The following is a 26,962-nucleotide window of genomic DNA, read 5'->3' as shown; positions in this document are numbered from 1 at the left end:
CAGCCAGTTTACGCCTGCTTTAACGGAACCTTAACTTTAGGATTAACGCATTCAAAAAAATTAAGCTACTGTTAAGTTTAAACTTTACTAATAAAAAAGAAACTCATGATAAACTATAAATAGTATGATGCAATGATAAGGAGTAAATAAATGCAAATAGCCTCTATATTATTAGTTGATGATGAGCAAGCTATTATTGATATGTTACGAACAGTACTACAAAAAGAAGGTTTCCAATCTATCGCTACTGCTAATACAGCGGAAGAAGCGCTGAGCAAATGCCAACAACAAACATACGATTTGATCGTGCTTGATATTATGCTCCCTGGACGAAGCGGACTCGACATTACGCCATTTCTTCGCCAACTTACTGATGCACCAATCTTATTTTTGTCTGCTCGAACTTCTGATTTTGACAAACTAACTGGTTTTGCTGTAGGTGGTGATGACTATATAGTCAAACCGTTCAATCCTTTGGAAGTAGTTGCTCGGATTCGCTCACAGCTTCGTCGCTACTTTGCGGGAAATAACAAATTAGAAGGCGATTATACGCCAGTCCAGCAGCCGACTATTTACGATTATGGACATTTTTCTGTACACAAAGAAGCTGGCGAATTGATCGTTGCTAATCAAGTCATCGCTTGCCCTGCTTTAGTATTTCAACTACTATTATTTTTCTGTGAACGTCCACATCGGATTTTTACAAAAAATGAATTATATGAACAAGTATGGGGAGAAGAAGCGTTGCATGACGATAATACAGTGATGGTACATATTCATCGCATTCGTGAACGAATTGAACCCGATCCAACAAAACCTATGTACTTAATTAATGTACGTGGACTTGGTTACAAGTTAATAAAACCTGTCCAGCCAAACAAACACCAGACTCCCCCTGCCATTCCACCAATAAATAGGAATCATATATGAGAAAAAAACTAGCCTGGCGTTTTGTACTTCAACTACTGACCGCTGCTGTTGCTGCGCTGATCATTTTAATTGGCTGTTTATTTTGGATGATGCAACAACTATATTACATTGATATATCCAACAGTTTTGCCAATGCAGGACTGGACAAGTTGGTGGAACGGTCAACCTTTCATAATGGTTACATCGAATTTTCGGAGGAGCTTTTGGCGCAAGTCGATCATAATAATGGTTGGCTTCAAACGTTAGATGAAACTGGCAGGGTACAGCAATCCTATCACACACCAAATGATGTTCCAAAACAATACGCACCGGGAGAACTTATCGACTATTGGCAAAGTAACAAACCGTTTCCTTATGAACTAATGGTCTGGATTCAAGAATATAAAGGGGAGCAGTATACGATACTGTATGGCTTCAAAAGTGCTACAAGAAAAATTTGGAGTTACTTAGAGGATCAACCGGTTACTTTAAAAGATAACCAATATACCATTCCTTCAAAAGCGGAGCAATTGGTAGAACAAGAACAAGGCTTTATCCAGATATTGAACGATGCTGGGGAAGAGTTGACGAGTTGGAACAAACCCGCTGAAATAAAAACAAACTATTCCTTTCAAGATTTAGCATTGCGAAATATATTTAGCAAAAGTCATCCCTATTATTTTGAGACACAGTATTCCACTGCTTCCGGTAACACTATACTGGTCGCTTTCCCTAATATGAAAGGTAGCCATTTGGATGAGCCAGCTATGTTTTCAGCAGAAATTCGTTTATTTACAACAATCGCTATCGTCATGCTCGTTAGTTTATTAATTATTTTTATCGCAATATCACTTTGGTACGCCCATCGCTTTGGTATGCCCATGTTGCATATGCTCACTTGGCTTAATCAATTAAGTAAAGGTGTTTACGAAGAACCAATAGACCGTAAAGGGCGATCATACAGCAAATTAAAAAATGGTCGATATAAACAGCGATTTCGGATTTTTGCTGACATGCTGCAATCCATGGAACATTTGACCAAAACGTTACGAAGCGATGCGTCCATGCGATTAGAAAACAAACGATTAAGGGAGGAATGGATTGCCGGCATTACGCATGATTTGAAAACACCACTTTCTACAATAAAAGGCTATGCTCACATGATCGCCACACCTCAATACGATTGGAGCACTGTCGAAACAAAGCAGTTTGCCCAGCTAATGCTAGATAAATCAGCACATATGGATAGATTAATTAACGATTTAACGCTTCTTTACCGACAAAAAGCTGGTATTTCGATGCCAATGCCAACAAGTGAACCTTATGATCTGCTGCAATGGCTAACTACAACACTACAACAAACGTTTGTGGATAAAAATAAGGAGCAATTACAATTATTATTTCCCGAGCAGCCTATATACGTCACCCTATATAAACCTTGGCTAGAACGAATTATAATCAATCTAGCAAGTAACGCTTATACCCATAATCCAGCGGAAACAAAACTAACCATCACCCTACAACTAGAGCAACAAGTGTCCGAACAAAAGTTGTTACTATCCTTTACGGACAACGGATCTGGGCTTGATGAACAGACAAAACTGCGATTATTCGAGCGCTATTTCCGTGGCACGAATACGAATGAAACAACAGTTGGTTCGGGATTAGGAATGGCGATCTCCAAAGAACTAACAGAAGCGCTTAATGGCACTATTGACGTATTATCTACTACAGAAGAAGGTACTATCGTTGAACTTTCGTGGTCGATCCCTGGTATTTAATTTGCTTTAGTTTACTATACCTAGCAATTAAGCTGCTAGTACCATCTAACAAGAGATGGAACTAGCAGCTTATCTTTTTTTGGCTAAACTATTTATGATTCCGACATAGTGGAGAACTTAATCGCCCTTACTTTCATCCCAATAGTAACTGTCAGGCAAATATCTTTCGCCAAATACACTCGTTCCTACTCGAACAATGGTCGCTCCTTCTTGGATCGCTGCTACAAAATCTCCAGACATCCCCATAGACAATTCCTTCATCTCTACATTTGCAATATTGCGTTCCTTTATTTCCGATTGTAACGACTTCAGTAATCGAAAACAATGGCGCGTTTCTTCATTTGTAGCACCTAATTTCCCAATCGTCATTAACCCTTTAATACGAAGTGTTTCATACTGCGCTAGTTGTTCAACTAGCTCAATCGCTTGCTCGGGCGCAACGCCAAACTTACTCTCTTCATAGGAAGTATTCACTTGTACAAGGATGTTCATCGTTCTATTTTCTTTCACCAATTGGTTGTGTAGTACTTGTCCAAGCTTCAAACGATCAACGGAGTGAATAAGTGTGACATATTTAATGACATCTTTCACTTTGTTCGTCTGCAAGTGTCCGATAAACTGCCATTCCACTTTATTATACTGCTCCATTAATGGAAACTTGCCCCGCAATTCTTGTGCTTTATTTTCACCGAACAAAATAGCTCCAGCTTGCATCGCTGTTTGTAGTTTTTCTAGTGGCACTGTTTTAGTTGCCAACAGCAGCTCAACTTCTTCCGGTTTCCGATTCGCTGCCAGACACGCCAACTCTATTTGCTTTCTAACTGTGTTCAAATTTTCTTCCACTAAATTGTTCAAGCTCATTTCTCCTCTCACTCTGCTATAGTTACGATTGTCCATCGCCCACTCGTTATTATCATCTCCATCAGTTCTGCACTTCGTCGCTTCCAGTATAGCAACAAAAGAAAAACCTTTATATGTCCAAAGGCAAGTGTTAAGAGCAATCCATTACGGAGCTGCACGATAGTTTTGCGATGCTTGTTAAACTACCCTACAATAGATTGTGCAGGTGACACGACGCAACAGGAGATAGTTTATATGAAATATCGTATAAATGGACATCCGTAGACGATTGGATTGCAAGCTTTGTAAGATATTTCGTATGAAAGGGCTTGGATTGACGTTTGGAAAGAAAGGTTTGTACGATAAAACGTATAAAAGCTCATCGGCAGACGATTAGAATGGAAGGTTTGTATGAAATAGCTTATAAATTTGTGAATATGCATAAAAAAAGTTGGATGGAAAAAGGTGCAGCACCAAACACTACCTTTTTTCATCCAACTTTAATGTTAGGGACTGATCGGTCAGTCCGTTTCTATTTATTTAGCAACTAGCATGGATAAAATGATCTTTTATATCGTCTGCATACGGAATACGTGAGCAATAGGCGTTTCTGAGAGTTCTTGTTCGGGTATCGTCACTTTTATTCCTTCTGCTGTACGTTCCCATTGTAGTTCTCCCGCTTGACCAACAAGTTCGACCGTCGTTACATCACCAGTATAAGGTAGATGTAATTCGCTCGCTACTTGTTGCTCTTCTTCATATAAGTAGAAGCTGTATACGGTACTTCCTTTTTTGGTGAATGCATATTGATTCGTAAAGTACGGCGCACAAATTCTTGTACCATAGATAGCTTCTCCATACGTATTCAACCAACTGCCAAACTCTTTTATCCGCTCTACCGCTTTGCGTGGCAAACGACCATCTGGCTGTGGAGCAATATTAAGTGCCAAATTTCCACCCTTCGCTACAACTTCTACTAATATAGTAACAAGTTCACGTAGCGATTTAAAATCTTCATCATAATGGAACGCAAATGAACGACCAATTGTAATACAGCTTTCCCAAGGAATATCCATCGCTTCATCTGGAATTGTCTGCTCTGGTGTAACATAGTTTTCGTACGGACCACCTACTGTGCGATCGACAGATAGTAACCAAGGTTGCTCTTTACGAGCACGCTCCACTAATTCGCCTAAACGTATATCTTGTGGAACTTTACCCCCATCTCTTACCCAACCCGCATCTAACCATAGCATATCAATCCGACCGTACTTCGTTAACAATTCCATCATTTGATCATGTGTAAAATCTATAAACTGCTCCCACAACCATGGATATTCTTTCGGATCATAAGATGGCCCACGCCACATATGATTGCCTCTTTCCATACCTTTTGCCCAATAATATGGCGTATGCCAATCTGCTTTGGAGAAATAGGCAGCGATAGCAAGTCCTTTATCACGAAATGCATCAAATAAATGTTTCGTTACGTCAGCATATTTATGTTGATGGAATGGTGTATCTTTATGCGTTATTTTGTAATCTGTCGTTGCCGTATCCCACATACAAAATCCATCGTGATGTTTTGTTGTAAAAATAAAATATTTAAAGCCATTTTCTGCTGCTAGATCAGCCCATACTTCCGGTTCAAAACGAATCGGATTGAATGTCTTGTTCAGATCAAAGTACTCTCTCTTGAATTGCTCCATATCTTCTGTCCAATGAACATCATGCCTTGACCAATCACTGTCATCATCACTTAATGCCCAAGACTCTACTATTCCTATTTGTGAATATGGTCCCCAGTGCATCATCAATGCTAGTTTTTGATCTTGAAACCATTCCAACCGCTCCAATAACAGCGGATCTTTCGGTTTAACCCAATCATGTGCACCACTAAAGTTGTGCACACCTTGTTCCACTATTTCTGTCTCAGCTACAGTTTCTGCTTGTTTGTCTATCTCACTCATCCTAAAAAACCTCCTGTACCCCATGTGTTTTTTGTATTTATCGGGTTTCAGGCATATTATAACATAATAGAAGTAAACGCTTTCTGTTTTTCGGAAAATTTATTCCTATTTTTTAAAAAAGAAGACATCTTTCTTTCACAATTTTTATAATGGAATATTTTCTCCATAATTTTTAATTTTGCAGTGATAGATGTATTTGCTTATTATTTCAAAATATCATATTATCATAGCGATGTTGTTACTTCATTTTACATCAAAAATGTCGCATAACATACAGCCTATTTTAGATGTTGATGTTATAATACAGTGGTAGCGATATGTTTAATACTATCCATTCTATATGGATAGACAATTACAAATAGATAAGTTGAAGGAGAGTATAACCAATGACTGTAGAATCAAAAAAACATGGTATTGTCATTGTAGGTTACGGTGGTATGGGAAGCTATCACGCTAAACTTGTCAAAGACAATCAATCACTGGAGATTATAGGAACGTATGACATCTTAGAAGAACGCAGAAATGCTTCTGTCGCTGACGGCTACAAAGCTTATGAAAGTTTTGAACAAGTATTAAACGATCCAGCTGTTGGCACTATAATTATCGCAACACCTAATGATATACACAAAGAAATAGCAGTTAACGCCTTCCGTGCTGGCAAACATGTTATTTGTGAAAAACCAGTAACATTATCCGTAGCAGATTTTGAAGTCATGGTGTCAGAAGCAAAAGCTGCTGGAAAAACACTAATGGTTCACCAAAATCGTCGTTGGGATGAAGATTTCTTAATTATTAAGCGGATGTACAATGAGCGCACCATCGGTGATCTATTCCGACTAGAATCGCGTGTTCATGGAGCAAATGGTATCCCTGGTGACTGGCGTCATATGAAAGAATTTGGTGGCGGCATGTTACTTGACTGGGGAGTTCACCTACTCGATCAAGTTCTATACATGGTAGATAGTAAAATTACGAGCCTTACTGGACGTTTGAGCTTTATTATGGGTAATGAAGTAGATGACGGATTTGAAGCAACGCTTGAATTTGAAAATGGTGTTTCGGCTTTAATCGAAGTAGGAACAACGAACTTCATTACATTGCCACGTTGGTATGTCAAAGGTACTGAAGGTACAGCTATTATCGAAGACTGGTCGTTGAAAGGCAAATCCGTTTGCCGCAACAATGATGTAGAAAAAATCGAGCCAACTCCAATCCGCGCTGGTGCAGGATTAACTAAAACGATGGCTCCTCCTTCGGAAAAAGCTACGATCACCAAAGAGCTGCCTGAGCCACTGCAAAATGCGAGTAGTTTCTTTGATAACTTTGCAGCAGTTATTCATGGCGAAGCAGAACCTATCGTTAAAAACGATGAAGTATTACGCGTCTTGAATTTAATTGAAGCAATATTCGAATCGGCAGAAAAAGGCGAAACATTGCACAACTTTGATATTTACTCTGCATAATTGCGCTATAACTATATGGACGAGCTTCATCTCCCAACTGGGGGATATGCTCGTCTTTTTACTTTTTCGGAGGAAGATTGTAATGAAAAAAACAATTTATGCCGACTGGGGCGAAAATATCGTCTAACTGACGTGGATAATGCCGATTTATAACAAAACACGATACTATTTGCCTTCCTCCTGCGACTTTTGGAGCGAGAAAAAAATAATGTTCAAAAAGGGTATGTCCCGGATAGAATTAAAATTATATACTTTAACAACACCACTTGCTTGCTTTACTTCCACTGACCTCCATTCTAACGAAGATTGCTATCGCTAAATGATGATTATCCGGGTAAAATAATTTCTAACGAAGATTTTAAATCTTAAGTATGGAAAAGGAGCTCCAAATAGTCGTATAATGCAGGATTAACGTTAAAAATATTCCTTAGATTTTAAAAAAGGCGTTTATTGGGTAAATAAGGTGATTAATCTTCGCTAGAATTTAGATTAATTTTTTAGTGGTTTATTATATCCTCGCTCATCATACGGTTGCAATTGTTCCAACCAACGCTTCAACATTTGTTTCGTTTCCCAGCGTATGTCTGCTACTTTTTCCGTATCTTTTTGCTCCAATATTTCAAAGCTAAATGCTTCCGCGCCATGTTCGATCCAATCTAGTTGTAGCTGCCTATCTACAAACAGCCCTGAGTTTAATTGCATTTGTAACATAAACCATTTGTTTTTCAAATTAGGATAACTGTTTATAAATATTTTGTTGTTCCTATTATTTTTAATTTGTACAACGCCCATATACACTTTTATTTCATTGAATTGCTCAACTAATTGTTTCCGCTTCGATTTCTCCAATGCCGAATCCCTCTTTTCCACTTCTGTTATCTCTACTCCCATACTGAATTAACCACATTGTTCTATACTACTCTGTTAATATCCCATCTCTTTCAAAATGCCAGATAGTGTGCGCAATCGCTCGCCAATCAGTTCGTCATCTTCGCTTAATGCTTGATGAAACAGTTTAATGTCCTCATTAATATGATCATTATCCGTACAAACAGCTACCGTCATTGCATCACCTTGTAGTCCCACTCGATCAAGAATCGGGTTGGTTTCATCGTATAAATGTTCATGCTGATATGCATCGCGAAAATGAGCTAATGATCTACACAATAAAATGGACAAATCAAGTACCCGATGCAGTGGCAATTCCTCCGATTGTCTGGACCATTTCTCCCCGGTATAGCGCCATACTTTTGCAGAAATATCAACATTCCCTCTATCATTCCATTGAGCCAAACCCAATGACAATCCTTTAGCATCCGATTTGCCCGCTAATCTTCCATCGACCTGATCGTAATTTTCAGAAACTATTACTGGTTTATGTTTTAATGTTGTTGGTATTTTCACTTTTCATCTCACCTTTAAATTATTTTACGTACACCGACATTGATTAGTCACTTCATCAGTAATTTAATAAATTACTAACTTAGTAAATTACTGATGAAGCGATTATATTATAGATACCAAAATAAATCAATCCAATTACTACACGCAGTGAGGACATAACTCCGCTTCTATTATTTTAGAGTTTGCCTTTGCCCAATTTATCTCCCCTACTTGTGTATACGAAAAGTCATTTCAAATGTAAACGAAGGAAATAGTTAACATTCTACATAAACATATATAGTTCCCCTAAATAATTAAAGTATTGACATTTAATCGGACAAGTTTTACAATTAAATTATAATGAAATCGATTTCATATTGAGTTAACCTACTATTACTACATTTTTTTCTATTTTTACTATGAAACCCATTACATTTTTTTGTCAATGCCTTATATTTAAAGGAGATGAATCTAATGCGTAAATTTGCTATTAGAAGATTAAGCACTTCTGTTCTAGTACTTGTACTACTATCTATTACTTCACTCCCTGTTGCTACACAGCCTGCTTATGCTGCTACTTCTGTTAAAGTCGATCCGTCTATACAATATCAACCATTCGAAGGTTTTGGAACATCTCTCATTTGGTTTGCCAATGTCATTGGTGGCTGGTCGGAACCTACACGAACCGAACTTGTTGATTTGTTATTTGACCCTGTCGATGGTATCGGTATTAATGTATTGCGCTATAACATATCTGGTGGTGACCGCCCTAATCAAGACTGGCACCGTATTGGTTCAGACCTTCCCGGTTACCAACCGCAAGAAGGCGTTTGGGATTGGACCGCAGATGCTAATCAACGATGGGTATTGGATCAAGCGAAACAAAGACTCGGCAATGATCTCGTCGTGGAAGCTTTTTCTAATTCGCCTCCTTACTGGATGACCTACTCTAACACTTCCACTGGTAATTTCAATGGAGGTTCCGAAAATCTCAAACCAGAATACTTTGATGACTTTGCTGAATATTTAACGACTGTTGTCAAATACTTCCAAGACAATTGGGGTATTACCTTTAAAACACTAGCACCTTTTAATGAACCAATTAATACATGGTGGCATGCTTTTAACAATCAAGAAGGGGCTTACTTTACTGTACCCTCACAAATAGACCTCATCAATCGCATTGACACATCGCTCAAACAAAAAGGATTAACGACACAAGTAGCAGCAATGAACAATTCGAAATTTGAATCCACGTTAAGTCATTGGAATCAATATGATGAACTGACCCAATCCAAAGTAGCACAGATTAACGCCCACGGCTATTATGGTAGTTTTGAAGATATGAGAATGTTAGGCGCAAAAAGTGATTCTGCTGGCAAAGATTATTGGGTAGCAGAAGTGGATGGCAGCGGCGGCTCTGACCCATTTGGCTCCTCTCCAAATGGCTTTGAACCAACTGGCATGACTCCTTCGCTAAATATGGCTCATATGATTAATTCGCAATTAAAAGAAGCACAGCCTACAGCTTGGGTACTATGGCAAGCGGTAGAAGACTGGGCAGATAACATTCGTAGAGATTATAACTGGGGATTAATTAGTGCCAATTTTGAAGGGCAAGGGGTAGAAGGTTTAGATGCTGAAGAATATGTAGTAACAAAAAAATATTACGCTTATGGGCAATTTTCTAAGTTTATTCGTCCAGGTGCACGACAAATACAAATCAATCATCCTGATGCTGTATCTTTTATTGATGAAACGAATAATAAACTAATTATTGTCCAAACGAATCACGGCTCCTCCAATCACACTTACAACTACGACTTATCTGACTTTACTACGCAAAATAGTGCAGAAATATACCGTACTTCGTCTACTGAAAATTTGGAAAAAATACAAAACATTGCTATAACAAATGATACATTAACAATTAATACAACTGGTAATTCCGTTACGACACTTATTGTTGACTTTGTTGATTATACAAAAGCGCCACCTACATTTGATGATCAAACACAATATAAAATAGTTAATCGAAATAGTGGCAAAGTACTATCTATCGGTCATTCCGATAAAACTACGGCAGGAGCATCTGTGCAACAGTACAGTGATGCGGGTGAACCTCATCAGCGTTGGTACTTAAAAAATTCTGGTCGTGGTTATCATCAAATTGTCAATGCAGCAAGCGGTCTGTTGTTAGAAATTAGTGGGAATTCGAACAATGACGGAGCTTGGGGCATACAATGGCCGATCAATCATGGGTCCAATCAACAATGGCTCATTGTCGCTACCGATGGATACTACAAATTAATTTCAAGAAATAGTGGGAAACTGCTAGATATATTTGAATCATCACTTCATGATGGAGGACAAGCAATTCAGTGGTATGACAATGGCGGTTACAATCAGCACTGGGAGCTTGTCGCTGATGCTATACCTACCCCTTAACCATTCAATAATTTCAAACTGCTCGCAATAGATTAAAAAACGTTCGGTAGTTGGTATGTTTCAACTACCGAACGTTTTACTAAATAGCTCCTTCCAAAAAATCATCCCATGTCCAACTATCATCGGGATAGGCTACATTATTTTTATCAAATAAATTTTTGTTATATAACATAATCATAGAGCCAATACGCATCGGCATCCCCATCACTTTGTCATCGTAAGAGTAAGCTTCGATAGCTGCTTCATAATAATCTTCTTTGGCGATATTATCACGTTCCATAAAAGGAGTTAAATCTTCCAACGTTCCTTTGGCTGCATAACTATAAAATGATTCTTCCAATTGAATGATGTCGTACGGCTGAGCTGATGCCATAGACACAAGCATTTTTTGATCGTAGCCGTCGTTAGGTATTTGTATTAGTTTCACTTCAATCTCTGGATGTACTTGCGAAAATTCTGCATAAATTTTTTCCATTCTTTCTTTATCAAAATCACTGCCCCAATAAGTAAAGCTTACAGAAGTTTTCTCCACATTATTTGGAGTATTATTCGTCTTAGGTGGTTCTTCTTGCTGTTCTCCGTTATTCGTATTAGTTGGATTGCTGTTACCGCCATTACCATTGCCAGAACATCCTGCGACAACAATAGTTAAACAGAATAGAAGCAAAAACATTACTTTCATACGATTCATAATTATACCCCTCCGTAATGAATGAAATATCAATCCTATTCTTACTTACAATACAAACGAAAAGCAAACAGCCGTTAGAACACCTCCCATAATAACTATAAAAGAATTTAGCTTGTAACCCTTTTCATGAAACCCGTTTCATAACATTGGAATAATAAAAGCCCTTAGCAAGTATAGCGCTTTCATTTACAGAGATTATATTGCCTTTTTTTACTACTGTCAAGTGCAATATGGTAACTTTGAGAAAGATTTCTTTAATCACTTCACGAAGGTTATAAGACATAAAAAGTCGCCATAAAAAAAGCAATGTTCATTTTCATGAAACACTACCTTTAGTCAACGCACACAGTTAATCGTTCCCGTAATGCGTACAATTACTTCTCCAACACAATTTGAATAACGGAACATTTTCCAGTGTGCAGCATTCCTTCTGTCCGGTCGACCTCGCCTACAAAAAAATGTTTCAATGTAGTATGCTGTTTGCTCCATTGCATTACCTGCTCTGCATTATACAGCCAATCTATATTTCGGGGTCCGCCTGTCTCAAAATTGATTTGTGCTTCTTCATATACTTCTAACAGTAGAAACCCGCCAGGTTTAATAGAAGCAACTATTTTATTCAGTACATGATATTGATGTTGTTTAGCGAAATGACCAAATACCATCAGTGCTGCATCATATTGCGCTTCGGGAAGTTCATCCGTCACTAAGTCCACTTGCACCGTCCCCACAGAAACACCTTTTTTGTCTGCCAGTGCTGCTGTTTTTCGTAATCCAGATGGCGCATAATCATAAGCGACGACATGGTGTCCTTGCTGCGCAACGTAGACTGCATTACGTCCTTCCCCTTCTGCATAAGCAGCTACTTTCGATTGTGGCGCAATGTAATGAGCTACTTGTTGAATAAAGGCATTCGCATCTTCACCATAGACATATTCATCGCTACTAAACCGGTTATCCCAACCAGATGCACCACTGTTGCTTGCTTTTCACTCATTATATTCGCCCCTTTCACTGTTACATAGTATTGCCTAACATGGCTATATCATTTCTATTTCATTCCATAAGTAGCTTCTGCTACTTTTAATTTGCGATCATATACAAAATTACCGAACGGAATAACCGCTACTACTAAACCGGCAAGTGACCATTTTATATTCCATTTTACCCGAAGTGCCGCATACGCAATAGCCAGTACATAAGCCATAAAAATGACACCATGTATACTTCCAGCAATAGTTACCGCAATATCCACCCCACCGGCGTACTTCAAAGGCATCGCAATAGCAAGTAATATTAATAAGGACATTCCATCAAAAAATCCGGTTATTCTTAATAAAGTAATAGGTTTCTGCAACATCTACTATATTCCACCCTCTCTGATGCTATGATTTTTATCATTGTAAATATAAATTCACTAGTGTTAATTTTAGCACAGTTTTAGAGAGGGCAGACAAGTAGAGAATGAACATTATCGGAACAATCTTTGGTGCTCTATTCCTTATTTATTCGCTAGCCAATCGTTCTTCAATTAATTTATTTGCTTTATCTTCTGCATAACGCAAAGCGGAATTCACGTCCATGTTACCTCGTACAATTTCGACGATAATATCTTTAGCAAACGCTTCTTCTATAACTATTTCATCATATTCTGTAATGGCACGTCCAGGGGCAAGCTGCCCATAAAATAGAGCTGGAATGTTTTTATCGGTAAATGGGAAGTCAGCAAAAGCTGCATCACGAACCGCCGGTGTGGAAAGTGGTGTGATCGCACCACGTTTCGATACTTCTATTTGATACTCTTCAGATAATAAATAACTAACCACTTGCATAGCGATTTCTTGTTTCGCAGAATTGGCAGAGATGCCAACATAAGTAGCATTCGGCTGTGCCGTTAAACCAGGGTACTCCTCCAATTGCGGAATAGCAGCAATATCCCAATTCATCGCCAATGATTCTTCATGAGTATTCAACCAGCCAGACGTATACACATACATTCCAACTACAAAGTCTTTATTGAAATCATTATGCGCTAACCAGCGATCACGAGCTTTTTGTTGGACACCTGGATCACGCGTAAAATCAGAAAATATTTTCTCGAAAATAAGTTTCCAATCGTCATTATTTACAGTAGCTTTGTTTGTATCACGATCGATAAAAGTAGCAGAATTCTGGGCAGCACGCATATAATGTTTCGGTGATAACCATAGTCCTACATACTGTTTGCCACCTTCATTTCGAGTAATTTTTTTGGATAATTCAAGTGCTTCGCCCCAAGTCATTCCATCTCGTGGGTAATCTACGCCAAACCGATCAAAAATGTCTTTATTATAGTACATAACAAATTTATTTTCACTTACGGGCAGCAAATATAACTTTTCATCTATCGATACTTGCTCCAAATAAGCATCATCTATAGTATCCAGATTAATGCCATATTGCTTAATGTACGGAGTCAAATCTTGTGCCATATTAGCTGGGATGAAATCCTCAAACAATTCTCCTGCCGATGAAAAATATAAATCAACAGCCGTTCCAGAAGCTAACACTTGTTCAATTCGTTGCTCATTCGTTTGCGCAATATAGTTTATTTTTAGTTTTGGAAATTTCTCTCGTAAATACTGGGCAAAAAAGTCCTCAAAATGTTGTTCCCCCGCAAAGCCAAACCATGTTAATTCACCTTCTGGTTCGGGAAGTACTACTTGCTCCTGTTGTTTTTCCTCCGCTTGATCTACTTCTTGCTGCTGATTAGTGTTAGACGACTGTATAGAATTAGAAGATGACACGTTATTGTTATTATCGGAGCTACTATCGCTACATGCTGCTAATAGCAACAACAAGGAAAAAAATAGCATGACAACAAAAGATTTTCTCATTAATAGAACCCCCTCATTTTTTTATTGCTGGGAAAGTTGCTCTTGAATTAGTTTGTTGGCTGTTTCTTCGGCACGGCGTAATGCTGTATTCACGTCCATTTGCCCTTTCACTATTTCCATAATGACATCATTAGCTAGAGCATCTTCAATTACAATTTCGTCAAACTGGGTCATAACTCTACCCGCTGCTGGTTTTCCAAAATAAAGCGCTTGAATATTTTTATCTGCAAACGGATAATCTGCAAATGCGGCATCTCGAACCGACTGCGTTAATAACGGAGTAATCATTCCTCGCTTTGACATCAACGTTTGATATGGTTCAGAAACAATATATTTTACAATTTGCATAGCAGTATCCTTCTGTTTGGATGTCGCAGTAATACCCACATAGTTCGCATATGGCTGTGTATTTAGATCAGGATGCTCTGGAAACACTGGAACCGATGCAATATCCCAATTCATTGCCAACGAACTTTCGTGAGTATTCATCCAACCTGAACTGTACACGTACATCGCTATTACAAAATCTTTATTGAAGTCGCCATGTCCAAGCCAGCTTTGTCGAGCACGTTCTTGCATCCCAGGATCACGGGAAAAGTTATAAAAGATTTGATCAAAAACAAACTTCCATTGTTCATTATTAACCGTTGCCTTATTCGTTACAGGATCAACAAAGCTTGCTGAATTTTGTGCAACTCGCATATAATGTTTTGGTGACATCCAAAGACCAATATACTGCTTTCCACCTTCGTTACGAGTGAGCTGTTTAGCTAATTGTAATGTTTCGTCCCATGTCATCCCATCACGAGGATAATTTACTCCAAAGCGATCAAACAAATCTTTGTTGTAATACATAACAAATTTACTTTCACTTACAGGGAGCATATGAATTTTTTCTTCAATCGTCACTTGTTCCAAATAGGCAGGTTCTATCGCGTCAATAGGAACTTGATGCTTTTCTATTAATGCTGTCATATCCATAGATAAATTACTTGGAGCGAATGCAGTATGCAAACCTCCAGCTGTTGCAAAAAACATATCTACTTCCGTTCCGGAAGCAAGCACCTGTTCAATACTCAAGCCGTTTGTTTCACTCAAATAGTTAATTTTTAATTTAGGAAACTGCTCTCTCAACACTTGACCAAAACGTTCTTCGAATTGGCTATCTGGCATCAATCCAAACCATGTCAACTCACCCTCTGGTTCAGAAAATGACGATGGACTAGCCTCCTCTACTATTACTTCTTCTTGTTTATTTGTTTTTGCAGGTAGCTCTTTCACCAGTTGCCCATCCGTCTGCTTAGAGCATGCCGCCACTACTAGTAGCAACGTAACAAACAGAATAACTCGAACATGTTGGATTGAAATTTTCATTTGCCCCCTCCCAAAAAATAAAAAATGGTTACCTGCTAAGTTACTTTTCCTAACAAATTGCAAGCGCTTACTAAAATACATCTCCTTTCTTTTATTTCTTGGTCATTGCTAATACCAAAAAACTAAAACGCATGTTTACTATATGTTTTTATTTCATAATATGAATAGGCTAATGCATCATTTATGTAGGTGTTTTGCACTTATATTTAGAAATGGGCATACAAAAAAACTGCTAACCAATCATTCAACAAATCAATGACTAGCTGCAGCTAATTAACTAAGCTTTAAGTTGTACTATATTGTACTTTATCTTGCTCTGTAATTTCTCGTAAGACGCGACATGGATTCCCAACTGCTACTACACCAGCAGGAATATCTTTTGTGACAACACTCCCTGCACCAATTACTGTATTATCTCCAATCGTAACACCAGGCATTACACATACGTTACCACCGATCCAGACATTATTACCAACAGTAATCGGATAACCATACTCTAACCCAGCATTACGTTGCATAACATCTAGCGGATGACCAGCCGTATAAAAACCACAGTTTGGCGCTATAAATACATTGTCACCGAACGTTACTGCACCGCCGTCTAAAACAACAAGATTGTGATTAGCATAAAAATTTTCGCCTATCGTAATGTTATAGCCATAATCGCAGTAAAAAGAAGGCTCTATCCAAAAACTCTCCCCTGTCTGTTTAAACAACTGTTGAATTAAAGCTTTTCGCTCAACCGTTTCTGCCGGTGCTAAATGATTATATTGATAACACAACGTTTTGGCAGCTAATCTTTCCTCCATAAGCTGTTGATCATTATTCGCATCATAAATCATCCCTTGCAACATTTTTTCTTTCTCTGTCAACCGTTTCGCTTCTGTCATAATGCTCCATTTCCTTTCACTCCGCAATAAACTTTTCAGTATCTATCATACTCATCGGCTATTTTTTTATCCATGAACATCTGCATCATCTCCCAAGGGAATCCTTTTTGCTTAGGTGTGAAACAGATTATTGAAAAAATATATCTTTAATTAGTTTATTTTATCACCGATAGTAATTCGCATGCAAAGAAGACGTAAGTTTGTATACTTATTTCGTACACAAACTTACGTCTTCTGACACTTGCTATCCATTTATTTGGAATATAATATCGGAAAATTATCGTTAGCAAAACGTTGACCAGCTTCTGGACGAGCTCCAAGCAATGTAACGTTGTGATGAAATTGTACACCAGGACGATAGAATGTATCGTAAGGCATTAAGTGTGCAACAACCGATAAACGTGGTTCGTTCGTTACGTTTTGCCCTGATCCATGAAATGTTAACGAATGATGAAAACTAGCATGACCTGCTGGCAATATACATGGTTCTTCTACCCACTCTCGACTATCCGCTGTATATTTCTCTTTCAACTTATTCATATCTTGGTCGAAAAACGTATCACTATCAGGAATAAGTCCCCATTTATGTGAACCATTTACGCTCATCATTCCACCATTCTTCAAATCTGTATCTTGTAGTGCAATCCATACGGTGATCATATTCGGATTACTAGACGCTTGCCAATAACCATAATCTTGATGCCATCCAACGTTACCTGCTTGTGTATTCGTACTACCAGCACTCGGCTTATAAATCAATTGATCATGCCATAAACGAACTTCATTGGTTTGCATTAAATAAGCTGCCATCTCCCCAATGATTGGATCGGTAACGACATCTCGCACTTCATCATTGATCCACCATGCATTATCCAGCTTACGAATTTGATGTGGATCGCTAGGCACTGATATATGACCATACATCGCATAGCCATCTCCATCATAATCACCAGCCCACACTCGCTCATGTGCATGGCGCAATCGAGCAATTTGCTCATCATCTAACAGTTTTGGACTAATCCAGTAACCTTTCTCCTCATAAAATTGCAAATCGGCTGTCGTTAGTTTAGCAATATTTTTCTCCATTATTTTCGCCTCCAACATATGATATAAATTACTCTAGATTTAATGTATAGTTAATTGAGAACGGTTACGTCTACATGTTTGCACTGAAAAAATAGAAACAAGGGGAATAATATGAAACAGAAATCTATACCAGTGAATATGGAGCATCCGTTGCAACGTTTTGAATTTTCAAATGCTGCGTTTATTATTGATCGCTTAGAACAACAACCGTTAATCAAACAACTAGCAGACGAGGCTAATTTGGGAATAACTCAATTTTATAAACTGTTTAAAGAAATAACTGGACTAACGCCTAAAGTCTATATAGAACATCTACGAATAGAACAAGCATGTAAACGTTTAATCGAAACTGATGATTCCATAACTACAATTGCACACGATTTAGGTTTTGTGACAAGCCAACACTTTGCTACTGTTTTTCGACGGATAAAAGGACGTACACCAACCGTATGGCGGAAGGAACGACAGTAAAAAGTTATGGATTATTTACATTGAACACTTCTCCTCCTGAAACTAAAATTGGATTAGCGGGGGGATAGTAGGATTTTATACTAAAAAACGTACAAACATTCAAATAAGTACTGGAGGAGATCAAGTTTATACGAAAAATCATATAAAGTGACCCCGAAAGTAAGTTGAGCGTAAGGGTTTTGTACGATAAAACGTACAAACATTCGCATTTTCGCTGATCGGAATGCCACTTTGTACGATAAAACGTACAAGCTTACTGTTCCATTCATTGATTTTGCATATTACCTAGTTACGACATGAAATAATCATTAACACTATGTGCGTAGGCGAAGTACAACCCGGCATTCCTTTCCATAAGGAAGCTAGTTTGGAATTTGGCTCTAGTCAATGTAATATTCTCCTGTCCCATAGTGACATTATCACGATACAATAACATATCAAAAAATTAACACTTGACAATTCAATTTAAGTAATATAGTATTGCTCTTAATTAAATATGAAGTAAGCAATGATTGGAAATAGTAGAAGGTTTTTAAACTTTTAGAGAGTCGGTGGTTGGTGCAAACCGATAGTTATTGCCTTTGAACTCGTCCAAGAGCTACTCCCTGAACGAAGTATTTGTAGGGGATGTCGGTATTCTACCGTTATATGGATAGATGGTGATAGCCATCGAATTAGAGTGGGTTTATTTTTATTTTACTAAACCAATTAGAGTGGTACCGCGAGCAACGCCTCGTCTCTATGTAGCAATATAGCTATGTAGAGACGGGGCTTTTTTGTTTTATATTTACTACTAACCTTGAAGGAGTGTTTACGATGTCAAGAAAAATATGGGTGTTTGATACAACATTAAGAGATGGTGAGCAAGTTCCAGGGGCTAAACTTAATCTATATGAAAAATTAGAGGTTGCTAAGCAACTAAAGAAACTACAGGTCGATATTATCGAAGCTGGTTTCCCTTCTTCTTCTGCTGGTGATTTTAATGCGGTACAAGAAATTGCCAAACAAATCGGTCAAAACAGTAACATCATGATTACAGCACTAGCTCGCGCAGTAAAAGGTGATATTGATGCAGTTTATGAAAGTGTGCGACATGCTCAAAACCCTTTAATTCATATCGTGCTAGGAACATCTAACGTTCATGTTGAGAAAAAGTTTGGCAAATCAAAACAACAAGTACTCGACCTTGGTGTGGAAGCTGTTCGCTATGCGAAAACGCTACTACCTGAAGTACAGTACTCCACAGAAGATGCTTCACGAGCAGACTTCGAATATTTGTGGTCTACGATTGAAGCGATGGTTAAAGCTGGAGCAACGATGATTAATGTACCGGATACCGTCGGATTCGCTGAACCAGAACAATTTGGATCTATGATCTATAAAATTAACGACCGCTTGAAAAACTTGAATGATCAAGTATTGCTAAGTGTTCATTGTCACAATGACCTCGGCATGGCTACTGCTAATACATTGGCGGCTATTAAAAATGGTGCTGACAAAGTGGAATGTACCGTTAATGGTATTGGCGAACGAGCGGGTAATGCTGCACTGGAGGAAGTAGTTATGGCGCTCAAAACACGACCAGAAGTATACGGCGCGCATACAGATATTGTTACTACCGAAATAATGAATACTTCCCGTATGGTAAGTGGATTTATGGGACTTGATGTACAGGTCAACAAAGCTATTACTGGCGAAAATGCCTTTGCCCACTCTTCCGGTATTCACCAAGATGGATTAATAAAAGCACGGGAAACGTACGAAATTATTAATCCTGCCGATATTGGGCTAGATGATATGGAGCTAGTACTTACTGCCCGCTCTGGTAGACACGCCGTGAAAACGATGTTTGCCAAACTAGGAATGAATCAATTTACGGATGAAGAATTTGAAGTTATCTTTGCTGAATTCCTTACACTGGCTGATACAAAAAAAGAAGTATACGACCATGACTTGTATGTCATTGTAGAAAACTTCTACAAACAACGCAGTAAACATAATGAGCAATTTAATAGCTACAGCGATCAGTTTTTTAAACTTATCGACCTACAAGTTATTATCAACTCTGAATTCCCATCTGCTAACGTAAAACTACAACGAGGGGAAGACATTTTTACTGGCAGCGCCGTCGGCTCAGGTCCTATCGATGCATTGTACTCTGCCATGACCGAAGTTTGCAAACTGGATATTCAATTGAAACAATATGATATTCGCAGCGTGTCACGTGGAAAAGAAGCACTCGGAAAAGTGAAGATCCAAGTAGAATACAACGGTAATATGTACATTGCCAAAGCGTCTGATACAGATATTTTAAAAGCAAGTGCCTACGCTTATATAAACGCTATTAATAGTATTATAGTGGAACAGTTAGTGACCAAGACGACATAACGACATCATTTCAAACTATACTAAACACAAAACTTCTCTGTTGTTGTACAACAACAGAGAAGTTTTGTGTAATATTCCTTCATTATATATAAGGTGATTTTTGACAGCTAATGTGACTGATACTTTTCGTATAAACTATTTTTAAAGTCGTTCAAAGCTCCGCCCAAACTGTCGCTATTTTGCCAATCATATTGAATCGTTCCATCTTCAACCAATAGTTGCGTTAAATTTTGAATAGATATTATCTTTCTATATTCACTAGGAGCAATCTCATTCCAGTACTGTTCTTCCGTAACTTCCATAGCTTCTATTAGCTTATTGTGGATATCCATTATTTGTTGCGGTTGAGATTGCAATATTTGCTTGTTTTCTGCTGCAAGCTTTATCCCTTCCTCTATCGTTGCATCGACACTTCTCTCCGTTGCTAACTGTAAAAACAATTCCTCTTTAATTAAATATTCTAAAAGAAACTCCTCACTTAATGATTCATTTACATCGCTGTTACTCGCCTGAGACGCTATTTGAAGCTGTTGATACGCTTTAAATTTTAAAACATCGTGCTTCGTAATAGCCACGTCACCTACTTGAGCTAATACTTCTGAATGCTGTTGATCTATAGCAGTTACTGCATTTGGTTTTTCCGATGTTTTAGATACAAGAAAATCATTGGCGTAGATAGAAATCGATACAGTTAACGCTCCTAAAAGCACAATGGTAGAAATAATAGCTACCTTTCTTTTTTTATCCATGTTATCCCCCTCCACAAACTTTTAACCCAACCTGACTATAATTTACATAATTATACATCAATAACAAAAAGCTGTCCATATCACCAGCTTTCGCCGAATGTATGGACAGCTCTCATTTATATACTATCGTTAGTTAAGTAGCCCTGCTTGCTCTAAAAACTCTTTCGCTACCGTTTTCGCACGTAGACCATCATTATCTACTTTACCATTCATTATTTGCATCGCTTCTTCATCAATTTTATTTTCTAATACAGCCAATACTTCCGATAACTCCGGATATTTTGCTAATGTATCTTGACGAATGACAGGTACTGCATGATAGGGTGGAAAGAACGACTTATCATCTTCTAATACACGAACATCGTACACTTGCAACTGCCCATCTGTCGTGTAAGAGTTAATAACATTTATCTCTTTTTCACCATAAGAACGATACATCATCCCATGATCCATCCCTTTTACTTCTTTAAATTTAATGCCATACTCTTTTTGAAATCCTGGCAATCCATCTGGTCGATCAATAAATTCAAATACACAACCCAATGTATATTCATCCGAAATTGCTGCAAAATCACTAAAAGTAACAATATTATTTTCTTCTGCAAATTTCTCATCAATAGACAACGTATACGTATTATTAAAGCCAAAAGCATTAAATGCCGTTAGTCCATCATTCGCTATTAATTGTTTCGTCTTCTCTAACGTTTCTTCTGCCGTTCCAGGTTCTTGTTGATAATAATTCGCTACAATCGTTCCTGTATAATCTGGAATTAAATCAATTTCACCTTGCAATAAACCAGACCACAATATGTTAGAACCGCCCAAGTTTTCTTTCATTTTCACTTTTAGATCCGTTTTATCCTCGATGAGTTGCCCCATAATATGCGATAAAATAATACTCTCTGTATTATTTCTTGAGCCCAACGTAATCGTATCACCTTTGGCTGAGCATGCTGCTAGTGTCAACGTCATTAGTAGTAAAATAGTAACCATTACAAACTTTCCAGACCTCGTAAACATTGATAAAACTCCCTCTGAACATTTATTTTAAACCTTTTGGTGTAGTAACCCGCTCTAATTTAGCTAAAGAAAATTCAAGAATAATAGCTAACAATGCTGCTGGTATCGCCCCAAGCAATATAAGCGCATCAATATTCCGTGTTATTCCTAAAAATATAAATTCCCCCAGTCCGCCACCACCGATAAATGCTGCTAGTGTTGCAGTACCAACGTTAATAACGGCTGCCGTACGAACACCCGCCATGATGACAGATGCGGATAATGGTAGTTCCACTTTAAATAATATTTGCCAACTTGTCATACCAAGCCCACGTGCAGCTTCGGTAACTGCTGGATCAACATCTTTTATTCCTGTGTACGTATTACGAATAATTGGTAGTAACGAATATAAAAACAAAGCTGCTACCGCTGTTTTAGTTCCTATTCCAAATAATGGGATCATAAATCCTAACATGGCTAAACTAGGTATCGTTTGCAATATACCAGCACCACTTATAACGGGCGTTGCTAAAGATCGAACTCTAGTGATTAATATACCTAATGGGACAGCTACAACAATAGCTAGTACCATCGATATTAAAACAAGTTCTATATGAGTAAATGTCGATGATAACAAATCTTCCCACCGCATTTTAAATTGCTCTGTTAACTGTTTCCACAATGATAGATCTTTCATTAAGCTTTTTCCTCCGTTTCCACCCACTGGCTAGACAATGCTGTAAGTAACGTTCCGCGTGTCACTAAGCCAAGCACTTTATCTTCGGAATCAAGAACCGGAATAATACCTAATGATGCTTCTGGCATTGTAGCAATAGCATCTTTTGCTGTTGCATCCTCGCGCAAATAAACATGATCAGACAATACTATTTCTTCGATCGTACTTACTTTTCCAATTTTAGCAATTAGATCGTAAGCAGATATCATACCGATGAATGCTTCGTTTTCATCAACAATAACTAAGGAATTAATTTTATGTTTACGCATATAAGCGAGAGCTCTTTCGGGTGAGCGTTCAGGATGTGATGTGTAGGTTTTATCTGTTAATACATCTGTTATTGGCATTAATTCGGGGTTTTGAATCATCCGATGTTTTCCTATAAATTCTTCTACAAAACCATGTGCTGGTTCGTGTAACAATTTTTCTGGCGTATCAAATTGAAGCAACTCTCCATCTTTCATAATGGCGATCCGATCGCCCAACTTTAACGCTTCGTCCATATCATGCGTTACAAATACGATTGTCTTTTTAAGCTTCCGTTGCAACTTAATTAATTCTGCTTGTAATTGTTCTCTAGTAATTGGATCAAGCGCACCAAACGGCTCATCCATTAATATAATGTCCGGATCCGCTGCCAATGCTCTGGCAACGCCGACTCTTTGCTGCTGACCACCTGATAATTGTTTCGGATATCGATTAGCATACACTTCTGGATCAAGACCAACTAGCTTGAGCAACTCATGCACACGCTGTTTCACCTTACTTGCGTTCCAGCCTTTCAATTTGGGAACTACGGCAATATTTTTCTCTATCGTGTAGTGGGGAAATAATCCAGCCTGCTGAATCACATAGCCTATATTTCTGCGTAGCTCTACCAAATTTAAGGAACGAATATCTTTACCGTCCACAAATATGGTGCCACTCGTATGAGGAGCCAGCCGATTGATCATTTTCATTGTGGTCGTTTTCCCTGATCCACTCGGCCCAATTAAAACGACAAATTCCCCTTTCAGAATTTCAAGATTTACCGACTTTACCGCTTGAAATCCATTGTTATACACTTTGCTTACGTTTTCAAATTTGAGCATAAGTACCCTCCTGTTTTAGTTACATCCTTAACTATACGCACAAGTGTTTCTAATAGCAAAGCTCTAATCCTAGCAGATCGTGCGGTATACAGGGGTATTCATGGAGGAGAACTGACGGAGAGTACTTTTAGTGCTATATCCTGACTTATACACATGTATCCTGCCATAATGTCCAATATTATCATTTTAACGGCTGGAAATGGTGAAATAATTATCTACAAATGGAAAGTAAAATTGCAAAAAGGATGGTATTGGAAATAGTAATTTGCTAAACTGAATGTAACACTACATTTTCAAATGTCTAAGGAGAGTACCTGATGAATACACTAAGAAAACCAATTTTTCATGCTGGATTAATTTTATTTTTGATGATTGTCTTCTTTCCTGCTGGACTAATTTTATTAATTATTCGCTTTATAGGGCATAAAGATTATTCCTATTTGCGCTCGAAAGACTATGCGATTTTTAGAAATCTCTTTCTGATCTTGGCTGCATTTTTTGTTCTTTTGAAATTTGCTCCTTCGTCTGATAATACGGATACAACAGCTTTTACTCCCGTTTTCATATTTTGTCTTATCATTGCAGGCTTTTTTCAAATTAAATCAAGAAAAAAAATTGACCAAATTTTCGTCCGGAGTGAGCATTATAAAACGTTACTATATGTCAATAGATTAGATTCCCTTCATGCCATTGCAAGTGTCATGAATCTGAGACCAGAGTTTATTAAAAATGATTTTTACTATTTAATGGCATGTGGACAACTACAAAATCTACATATCGTTGAACAAACAGGAAGAATTGTACTAACAGACCAAAGAGAAGTAATTCCACCACAGCAGCAAGAGCAAGAACCAAAGCAACAAGTGGCCACTTCCCCTCCAGCAAGTAAAAAGAAGGTTAGCCCGAAAAGTTTCAGTTGTCCCAATTGCGGAGCAAGCACTGTACTATATAAAGAAGAATACAAAGAGTGTGAATACTGCGCTACTTTTCTTACTTACAGTTAATATGTTGTGATGGATTATCCTACTTTACTACTGATAATCCATCACTTATGGAATTTATTCCTTAACTAAAATACTGAAAACCTTTGCAAATTTCCCCAAATCAATCTCCTCCATCGTATAATTACTGCGCTATTATTTACTACTTGGCTTACTGTTCACTCATTATAGCTACCCTCTTCATAACCGGTAACCTAAAAAACAGATATTTGGGATGATTTATCAGTGTTATTGTATATGTACTTCGTGACATCGAAGTCTGGCTGCTATTATTGTGCTACAATAACTAATCATGCTAGTATAACTACAATAGAATGAATTTCTTGTTTCTCTATCAAACATTACAATAATAAATGTAGGAGCACAACATATGTTAACATTTAATCGTGAAGATAAACGTCCGATTTGGCAGCAATTGCTTGATCAAGCCATTCATAATATTACAACTGGAAACTGGCCCCCCGGGGAGCTGCTCCTGCCAACTAGAGAGCTTGCCCTTTTAATTGGCGTTTCACGCTCTACTATACAAACGGTTTATGAAGAATTACATAGTCGAGGGTATACGGTTACTTCTAGGCGTGGTGGTACGAGAGTGAGTGAGTGGACATTTATTGAACGTCCGACTGAGGAGATAGTAGCAGAAAACTTGCTTCCCCCTCCATTACCTTTGTTAGATAATACGACTGATCAGTTGCAGGATTGGTTCGGTGAAACAAAAAAACAATTGCTAGAAATTAATTTCACTCCTCATGAGCCATATGTAGACGAACAATTTCAGAAACTTTGGCGAAATTCCTTTTTACAAGCTTCAAAAAGAATGAACGTTAGCGATTGGGCATATGGCGATGCTTACGGATTTTTACCACTACGTGAACAAATTCAACGTTATTTGTCTTTGGAACGAGGTGTTCATGTTCATGTTGATCAAATATTATTAACATCCGGGGCACAGCATGGACTTGATTTAATTGCACAAGCGCTTTTGAACGAAGGAGATGTTGTTTCTGTAGAAGATCCGGGGTTTCCTGCTGCTTGGATGGCAATGAAATATCGAAAAATGCATGTCCATCCTGTTAAAGTGGATGAATATGGGCTTGATGTTCATGACATTCATCCCAAGTCCAAACTGGTGTTTGTTACACCTTCCCATCAATGTGCCGTTGGGGTCATTATGTCTGAACCACGTAGGCAACAATTGTTACATCTAGCTGCAAAAGAGCGTTTTTGGATTGTCGAGGACGATTACGATAGTGAATTTCGCTATCGTGGTGCCCCACTCCCAACACTTTTTAGCCAAAATCCTCAAAACACATTGTATATGATGAGTTTTTCCAAAATGATCGCGCCAGCTATCCGTATATCCGCCATTATTGGATCAAAGGATGCAGTACGACAACTTGCTAAATTGCAGCAATTAACGTATCGCCATCTTCCAATTATGGAACAAATTACACTTGCTCACTTTATGGATCATGGTCACTTTATGCGGCATATGAGACGGGTGCGCAATATATATCGCCGAAGACATGAAGCGATGACGAAAGCAATTATTGCCTCCGGATTGCAGGGAAAATTCACCTTAAGCGGGGTCGAAACGGGATTGCACATGTTGTTAGAAACTGATCCGTCATTTGATGAGACTAATATAACGAAACAGGCACTAGATCATGGCATTCGAGTTTATCCATTAAGCAACTATTGCTTGGATAGCAATCGAAAAGGATGGGTTTTAGGATTTGCTAAAGTAGAAGAACAAGCGATTGCAGAGGGGATTTTTCGTTTTGCAGAGATGTTGCTGTAGAAGAACATCTCTGCA

General features: G+C 38.1%; 23 protein-coding genes and 1 other annotated feature. Of the genes, 8 read left to right on the top strand and 15 right to left on the bottom strand.

Annotated elements, in window-relative coordinates; translation table 11 throughout:
• The first annotated feature begins 150 nt into the window (after nt 1-150).
• Nucleotides 151-930, top strand: a complete 780-nt coding sequence (locus tag ACFSTH_RS01740; protein WP_377775679.1) for a response regulator transcription factor — start codon at nt 151-153, stop codon at nt 928-930.
• Nucleotides 927-2,690: a sensor histidine kinase gene (locus tag ACFSTH_RS01735; protein ID WP_377775677.1), complete on the top strand. Its 1,764-nt coding sequence runs from the start codon at nt 927-929 to the stop codon at nt 2,688-2,690. Before ACFSTH_RS01740 ends, ACFSTH_RS01735 begins: the two co-directional genes overlap by 4 nt.
• 117 nt (nt 2,691-2,807) lie before the next feature.
• Here the strand turns inward: ACFSTH_RS01735 and ACFSTH_RS01730 are convergent, their stop codons facing one another.
• Complete coding sequence (locus ACFSTH_RS01730) at nt 2,808-3,545, bottom strand: YggS family pyridoxal phosphate-dependent enzyme (RefSeq protein ID WP_377775675.1); 738 nt, start codon at nt 3,543-3,545, stop codon at nt 2,808-2,810.
• 554 nt (nt 3,546-4,099) lie between these two features.
• Entirely contained in the window at nt 4,100-5,500 is a 1,401-nt protein-coding gene (locus tag ACFSTH_RS01725) for an alpha-L-fucosidase (RefSeq protein WP_377775673.1), read from the bottom strand.
• A gap of 386 nt (nt 5,501-5,886) precedes the next feature.
• Between ACFSTH_RS01725 and ACFSTH_RS01720 the strand changes: the two genes are divergently transcribed.
• A complete protein-coding gene (locus ACFSTH_RS01720) occupies nt 5,887-6,963 on the top strand; it encodes a Gfo/Idh/MocA family oxidoreductase (RefSeq protein ID WP_377775671.1) in 1,077 nt (358 codons plus the stop codon).
• A gap of 489 nt (nt 6,964-7,452) precedes the next feature.
• On the opposite strand, the gene ACFSTH_RS01715 is transcribed toward ACFSTH_RS01720, so the two are convergent.
• Both ACFSTH_RS01715 and ACFSTH_RS01710 read right to left on the bottom strand, forming a co-directional pair.
• On the bottom strand, nt 7,453-7,854 hold the full coding sequence (locus ACFSTH_RS01715) for a GIY-YIG nuclease family protein (protein ID WP_377775669.1): 402 nt from the start codon (nt 7,852-7,854) through the stop codon (nt 7,453-7,455).
• Between the two features lie 33 nt (nt 7,855-7,887).
• A complete protein-coding gene (locus ACFSTH_RS01710; RefSeq protein ID WP_377775667.1) occupies nt 7,888-8,367 on the bottom strand; it encodes a DUF6530 family protein in 480 nt (159 codons plus the stop codon).
• Between the two features lie 453 nt (nt 8,368-8,820).
• On the opposite strand from ACFSTH_RS01710, the gene ACFSTH_RS01705 reads away from it, so the two are divergent.
• On the top strand, nt 8,821-10,794 hold the full coding sequence (locus tag ACFSTH_RS01705) for an RICIN domain-containing protein (protein WP_377775665.1): 1,974 nt from the start codon (nt 8,821-8,823) through the stop codon (nt 10,792-10,794).
• 79 nt (nt 10,795-10,873) lie between these two features.
• Here ACFSTH_RS01705 and ACFSTH_RS01700 read toward each other — a convergent pair whose 3' ends face one another.
• The 7 genes from ACFSTH_RS01700 to ACFSTH_RS01670 all read right to left on the bottom strand — a co-directional run bounded on the left by ACFSTH_RS01700 (nt 10,874) and on the right by ACFSTH_RS01670 (nt 17,711).
• Nucleotides 10,874-11,485: an ABC transporter substrate-binding protein gene (locus ACFSTH_RS01700; RefSeq protein ID WP_377775663.1), complete on the bottom strand. Its 612-nt coding sequence runs from the start codon at nt 11,483-11,485 to the stop codon at nt 10,874-10,876.
• 374 nt (nt 11,486-11,859) lie between these two features.
• Nucleotides 11,860-12,390 carry a class I SAM-dependent methyltransferase gene (locus tag ACFSTH_RS01695; protein WP_377775763.1) on the bottom strand — a complete coding sequence of 177 codons (531 nt, stop codon included), beginning with the start codon at nt 12,388-12,390 and terminating at the stop codon, nt 11,860-11,862.
• A gap of 146 nt (nt 12,391-12,536) precedes the next feature.
• Complete coding sequence (locus ACFSTH_RS01690; RefSeq protein WP_377775661.1) at nt 12,537-12,845, bottom strand: DUF3817 domain-containing protein; 309 nt, start codon at nt 12,843-12,845, stop codon at nt 12,537-12,539.
• A 145-nt stretch (nt 12,846-12,990) separates the two neighbouring features.
• Nucleotides 12,991-14,361: an ABC transporter substrate-binding protein gene (locus ACFSTH_RS01685; RefSeq protein WP_377775660.1), complete on the bottom strand. Its 1,371-nt coding sequence runs from the start codon at nt 14,359-14,361 to the stop codon at nt 12,991-12,993.
• A 21-nt stretch (nt 14,362-14,382) separates the two neighbouring features.
• Nucleotides 14,383-15,735, bottom strand: a complete 1,353-nt coding sequence (locus ACFSTH_RS01680) for an extracellular solute-binding protein (protein WP_377775658.1) — start codon at nt 15,733-15,735, stop codon at nt 14,383-14,385.
• A gap of 284 nt (nt 15,736-16,019) precedes the next feature.
• Nucleotides 16,020-16,607: a sugar O-acetyltransferase gene (locus ACFSTH_RS01675; protein WP_377775761.1), complete on the bottom strand. Its 588-nt coding sequence runs from the start codon at nt 16,605-16,607 to the stop codon at nt 16,020-16,022.
• Nucleotides 16,608-16,877: 270 nt separating this feature from the next.
• Nucleotides 16,878-17,711, bottom strand: a complete 834-nt coding sequence (locus ACFSTH_RS01670) for a phytanoyl-CoA dioxygenase family protein (protein WP_377775656.1) — start codon at nt 17,709-17,711, stop codon at nt 16,878-16,880.
• A 111-nt stretch (nt 17,712-17,822) separates the two neighbouring features.
• Between ACFSTH_RS01670 and ACFSTH_RS01665 the strand changes: the two genes are divergently transcribed.
• Both ACFSTH_RS01665 and ACFSTH_RS01660 read left to right on the top strand, forming a co-directional pair.
• Nucleotides 17,823-18,182, top strand: a complete 360-nt coding sequence (locus ACFSTH_RS01665; RefSeq protein WP_377775654.1) for a helix-turn-helix domain-containing protein — start codon at nt 17,823-17,825, stop codon at nt 18,180-18,182.
• A 499-nt stretch (nt 18,183-18,681) separates the two neighbouring features.
• Nucleotides 18,682-18,926 (top strand) — a binding site (T-box leader).
• A gap of 72 nt (nt 18,927-18,998) precedes the next feature.
• Nucleotides 18,999-20,570 (top strand): 2-isopropylmalate synthase, encoded by a 1,572-nt coding sequence (locus ACFSTH_RS01660; protein WP_377775652.1) that lies wholly within the window; start codon nt 18,999-19,001, stop codon nt 20,568-20,570.
• Nucleotides 20,571-20,677: 107 nt separating this feature from the next.
• Here the strand turns inward: ACFSTH_RS01660 and ACFSTH_RS01655 are convergent, their stop codons facing one another.
• From ACFSTH_RS01655 to ACFSTH_RS01640, 4 genes are all read right to left on the bottom strand, one after another.
• Entirely contained in the window at nt 20,678-21,319 is a 642-nt protein-coding gene (locus ACFSTH_RS01655; RefSeq protein ID WP_377775650.1) for a hypothetical protein, read from the bottom strand.
• 129 nt (nt 21,320-21,448) lie between these two features.
• Entirely contained in the window at nt 21,449-22,339 is an 891-nt protein-coding gene (locus ACFSTH_RS01650) for a glycine betaine ABC transporter substrate-binding protein (RefSeq protein ID WP_377775648.1), read from the bottom strand.
• Nucleotides 22,340-22,361: 22 nt separating this feature from the next.
• On the bottom strand, nt 22,362-23,015 hold the full coding sequence (locus ACFSTH_RS01645) for an ABC transporter permease (protein ID WP_377775646.1): 654 nt from the start codon (nt 23,013-23,015) through the stop codon (nt 22,362-22,364).
• Nucleotides 23,015-24,145 (bottom strand): betaine/proline/choline family ABC transporter ATP-binding protein, encoded by a 1,131-nt coding sequence (locus ACFSTH_RS01640; protein ID WP_377775644.1) that lies wholly within the window; start codon nt 24,143-24,145, stop codon nt 23,015-23,017. Before ACFSTH_RS01640 ends, ACFSTH_RS01645 begins: the two co-directional genes overlap by 1 nt.
• 317 nt (nt 24,146-24,462) lie before the next feature.
• Here ACFSTH_RS01640 and ACFSTH_RS01635 point away from each other — a divergent pair, with 317 nt between their 5' ends.
• Nucleotides 24,463-25,149: a hypothetical protein gene (locus ACFSTH_RS01635; protein WP_377775642.1), complete on the top strand. Its 687-nt coding sequence runs from the start codon at nt 24,463-24,465 to the stop codon at nt 25,147-25,149.
• A 367-nt stretch (nt 25,150-25,516) separates the two neighbouring features.
• Nucleotides 25,517-26,947: a MocR-like pyridoxine biosynthesis transcription factor PdxR gene (gene pdxR / locus ACFSTH_RS01630; protein WP_377775640.1), complete on the top strand. Its 1,431-nt coding sequence runs from the start codon at nt 25,517-25,519 to the stop codon at nt 26,945-26,947.
• The last annotated feature ends 15 nt before the right edge of the window (nt 26,948-26,962 follow it).

The organism is Paenibacillus yanchengensis, from assembly GCF_042684845.1.
In the GTDB taxonomy this organism is placed as follows: Bacteria; Bacillota; Bacilli; order Paenibacillales; family Paenibacillaceae; genus Pristimantibacillus; species Pristimantibacillus yanchengensis.
Note: the sequence above shows the minus strand (reverse complement) of the source record. Positions and strands in the feature narration are given on the sequence as shown.

What these genes read in the sequence shown, in the direction of transcription:
- ACFSTH_RS01640 (WP_377775644.1), bottom strand. Translation starts at nt 24,145, where the DNA reads ATGCTCAAATTTGAAAACGTAAGCAAAGTGTATAACAATGGATTTCAA.
- ACFSTH_RS01715 (WP_377775669.1), bottom strand. Translation starts at nt 7,854, where the DNA reads ATGGGAGTAGAGATAACAGAAGTGGAAAAGAGGGATTCGGCATTGGAG.
- ACFSTH_RS01680 (WP_377775658.1), bottom strand. Translation starts at nt 15,735, where the DNA reads ATGAAAATTTCAATCCAACATGTTCGAGTTATTCTGTTTGTTACGTTG.
- ACFSTH_RS01740 (WP_377775679.1), top strand. Translation starts at nt 151, where the DNA reads ATGCAAATAGCCTCTATATTATTAGTTGATGATGAGCAAGCTATTATT.
- ACFSTH_RS01705 (WP_377775665.1), top strand. Translation starts at nt 8,821, where the DNA reads ATGCGTAAATTTGCTATTAGAAGATTAAGCACTTCTGTTCTAGTACTT.
- ACFSTH_RS01720 (WP_377775671.1), top strand. Translation starts at nt 5,887, where the DNA reads ATGACTGTAGAATCAAAAAAACATGGTATTGTCATTGTAGGTTACGGT.
- ACFSTH_RS01670 (WP_377775656.1), bottom strand. Translation starts at nt 17,711, where the DNA reads ATGGAGAAAAATATTGCTAAACTAACGACAGCCGATTTGCAATTTTAT.
- ACFSTH_RS01700 (WP_377775663.1), bottom strand. Translation starts at nt 11,485, where the DNA reads ATGAATCGTATGAAAGTAATGTTTTTGCTTCTATTCTGTTTAACTATT.
- ACFSTH_RS01725 (WP_377775673.1), bottom strand. Translation starts at nt 5,500, where the DNA reads ATGAGTGAGATAGACAAACAAGCAGAAACTGTAGCTGAGACAGAAATA.
- ACFSTH_RS01645 (WP_377775646.1), bottom strand. Translation starts at nt 23,015, where the DNA reads ATGAAAGATCTATCATTGTGGAAACAGTTAACAGAGCAATTTAAAATG.
- ACFSTH_RS01635 (WP_377775642.1), top strand. Translation starts at nt 24,463, where the DNA reads ATGAATACACTAAGAAAACCAATTTTTCATGCTGGATTAATTTTATTT.
- ACFSTH_RS01665 (WP_377775654.1), top strand. Translation starts at nt 17,823, where the DNA reads ATGAAACAGAAATCTATACCAGTGAATATGGAGCATCCGTTGCAACGT.
- ACFSTH_RS01660 (WP_377775652.1), top strand. Translation starts at nt 18,999, where the DNA reads ATGTCAAGAAAAATATGGGTGTTTGATACAACATTAAGAGATGGTGAG.
- ACFSTH_RS01655 (WP_377775650.1), bottom strand. Translation starts at nt 21,319, where the DNA reads ATGGATAAAAAAAGAAAGGTAGCTATTATTTCTACCATTGTGCTTTTA.
- ACFSTH_RS01690 (WP_377775661.1), bottom strand. Translation starts at nt 12,845, where the DNA reads ATGTTGCAGAAACCTATTACTTTATTAAGAATAACCGGATTTTTTGAT.
- ACFSTH_RS01650 (WP_377775648.1), bottom strand. Translation starts at nt 22,339, where the DNA reads ATGTTTACGAGGTCTGGAAAGTTTGTAATGGTTACTATTTTACTACTA.
- pdxR (WP_377775640.1), top strand. Translation starts at nt 25,517, where the DNA reads ATGTTAACATTTAATCGTGAAGATAAACGTCCGATTTGGCAGCAATTG.
- ACFSTH_RS01735 (WP_377775677.1), top strand. Translation starts at nt 927, where the DNA reads ATGAGAAAAAAACTAGCCTGGCGTTTTGTACTTCAACTACTGACCGCT.
- ACFSTH_RS01685 (WP_377775660.1), bottom strand. Translation starts at nt 14,361, where the DNA reads ATGAGAAAATCTTTTGTTGTCATGCTATTTTTTTCCTTGTTGTTGCTA.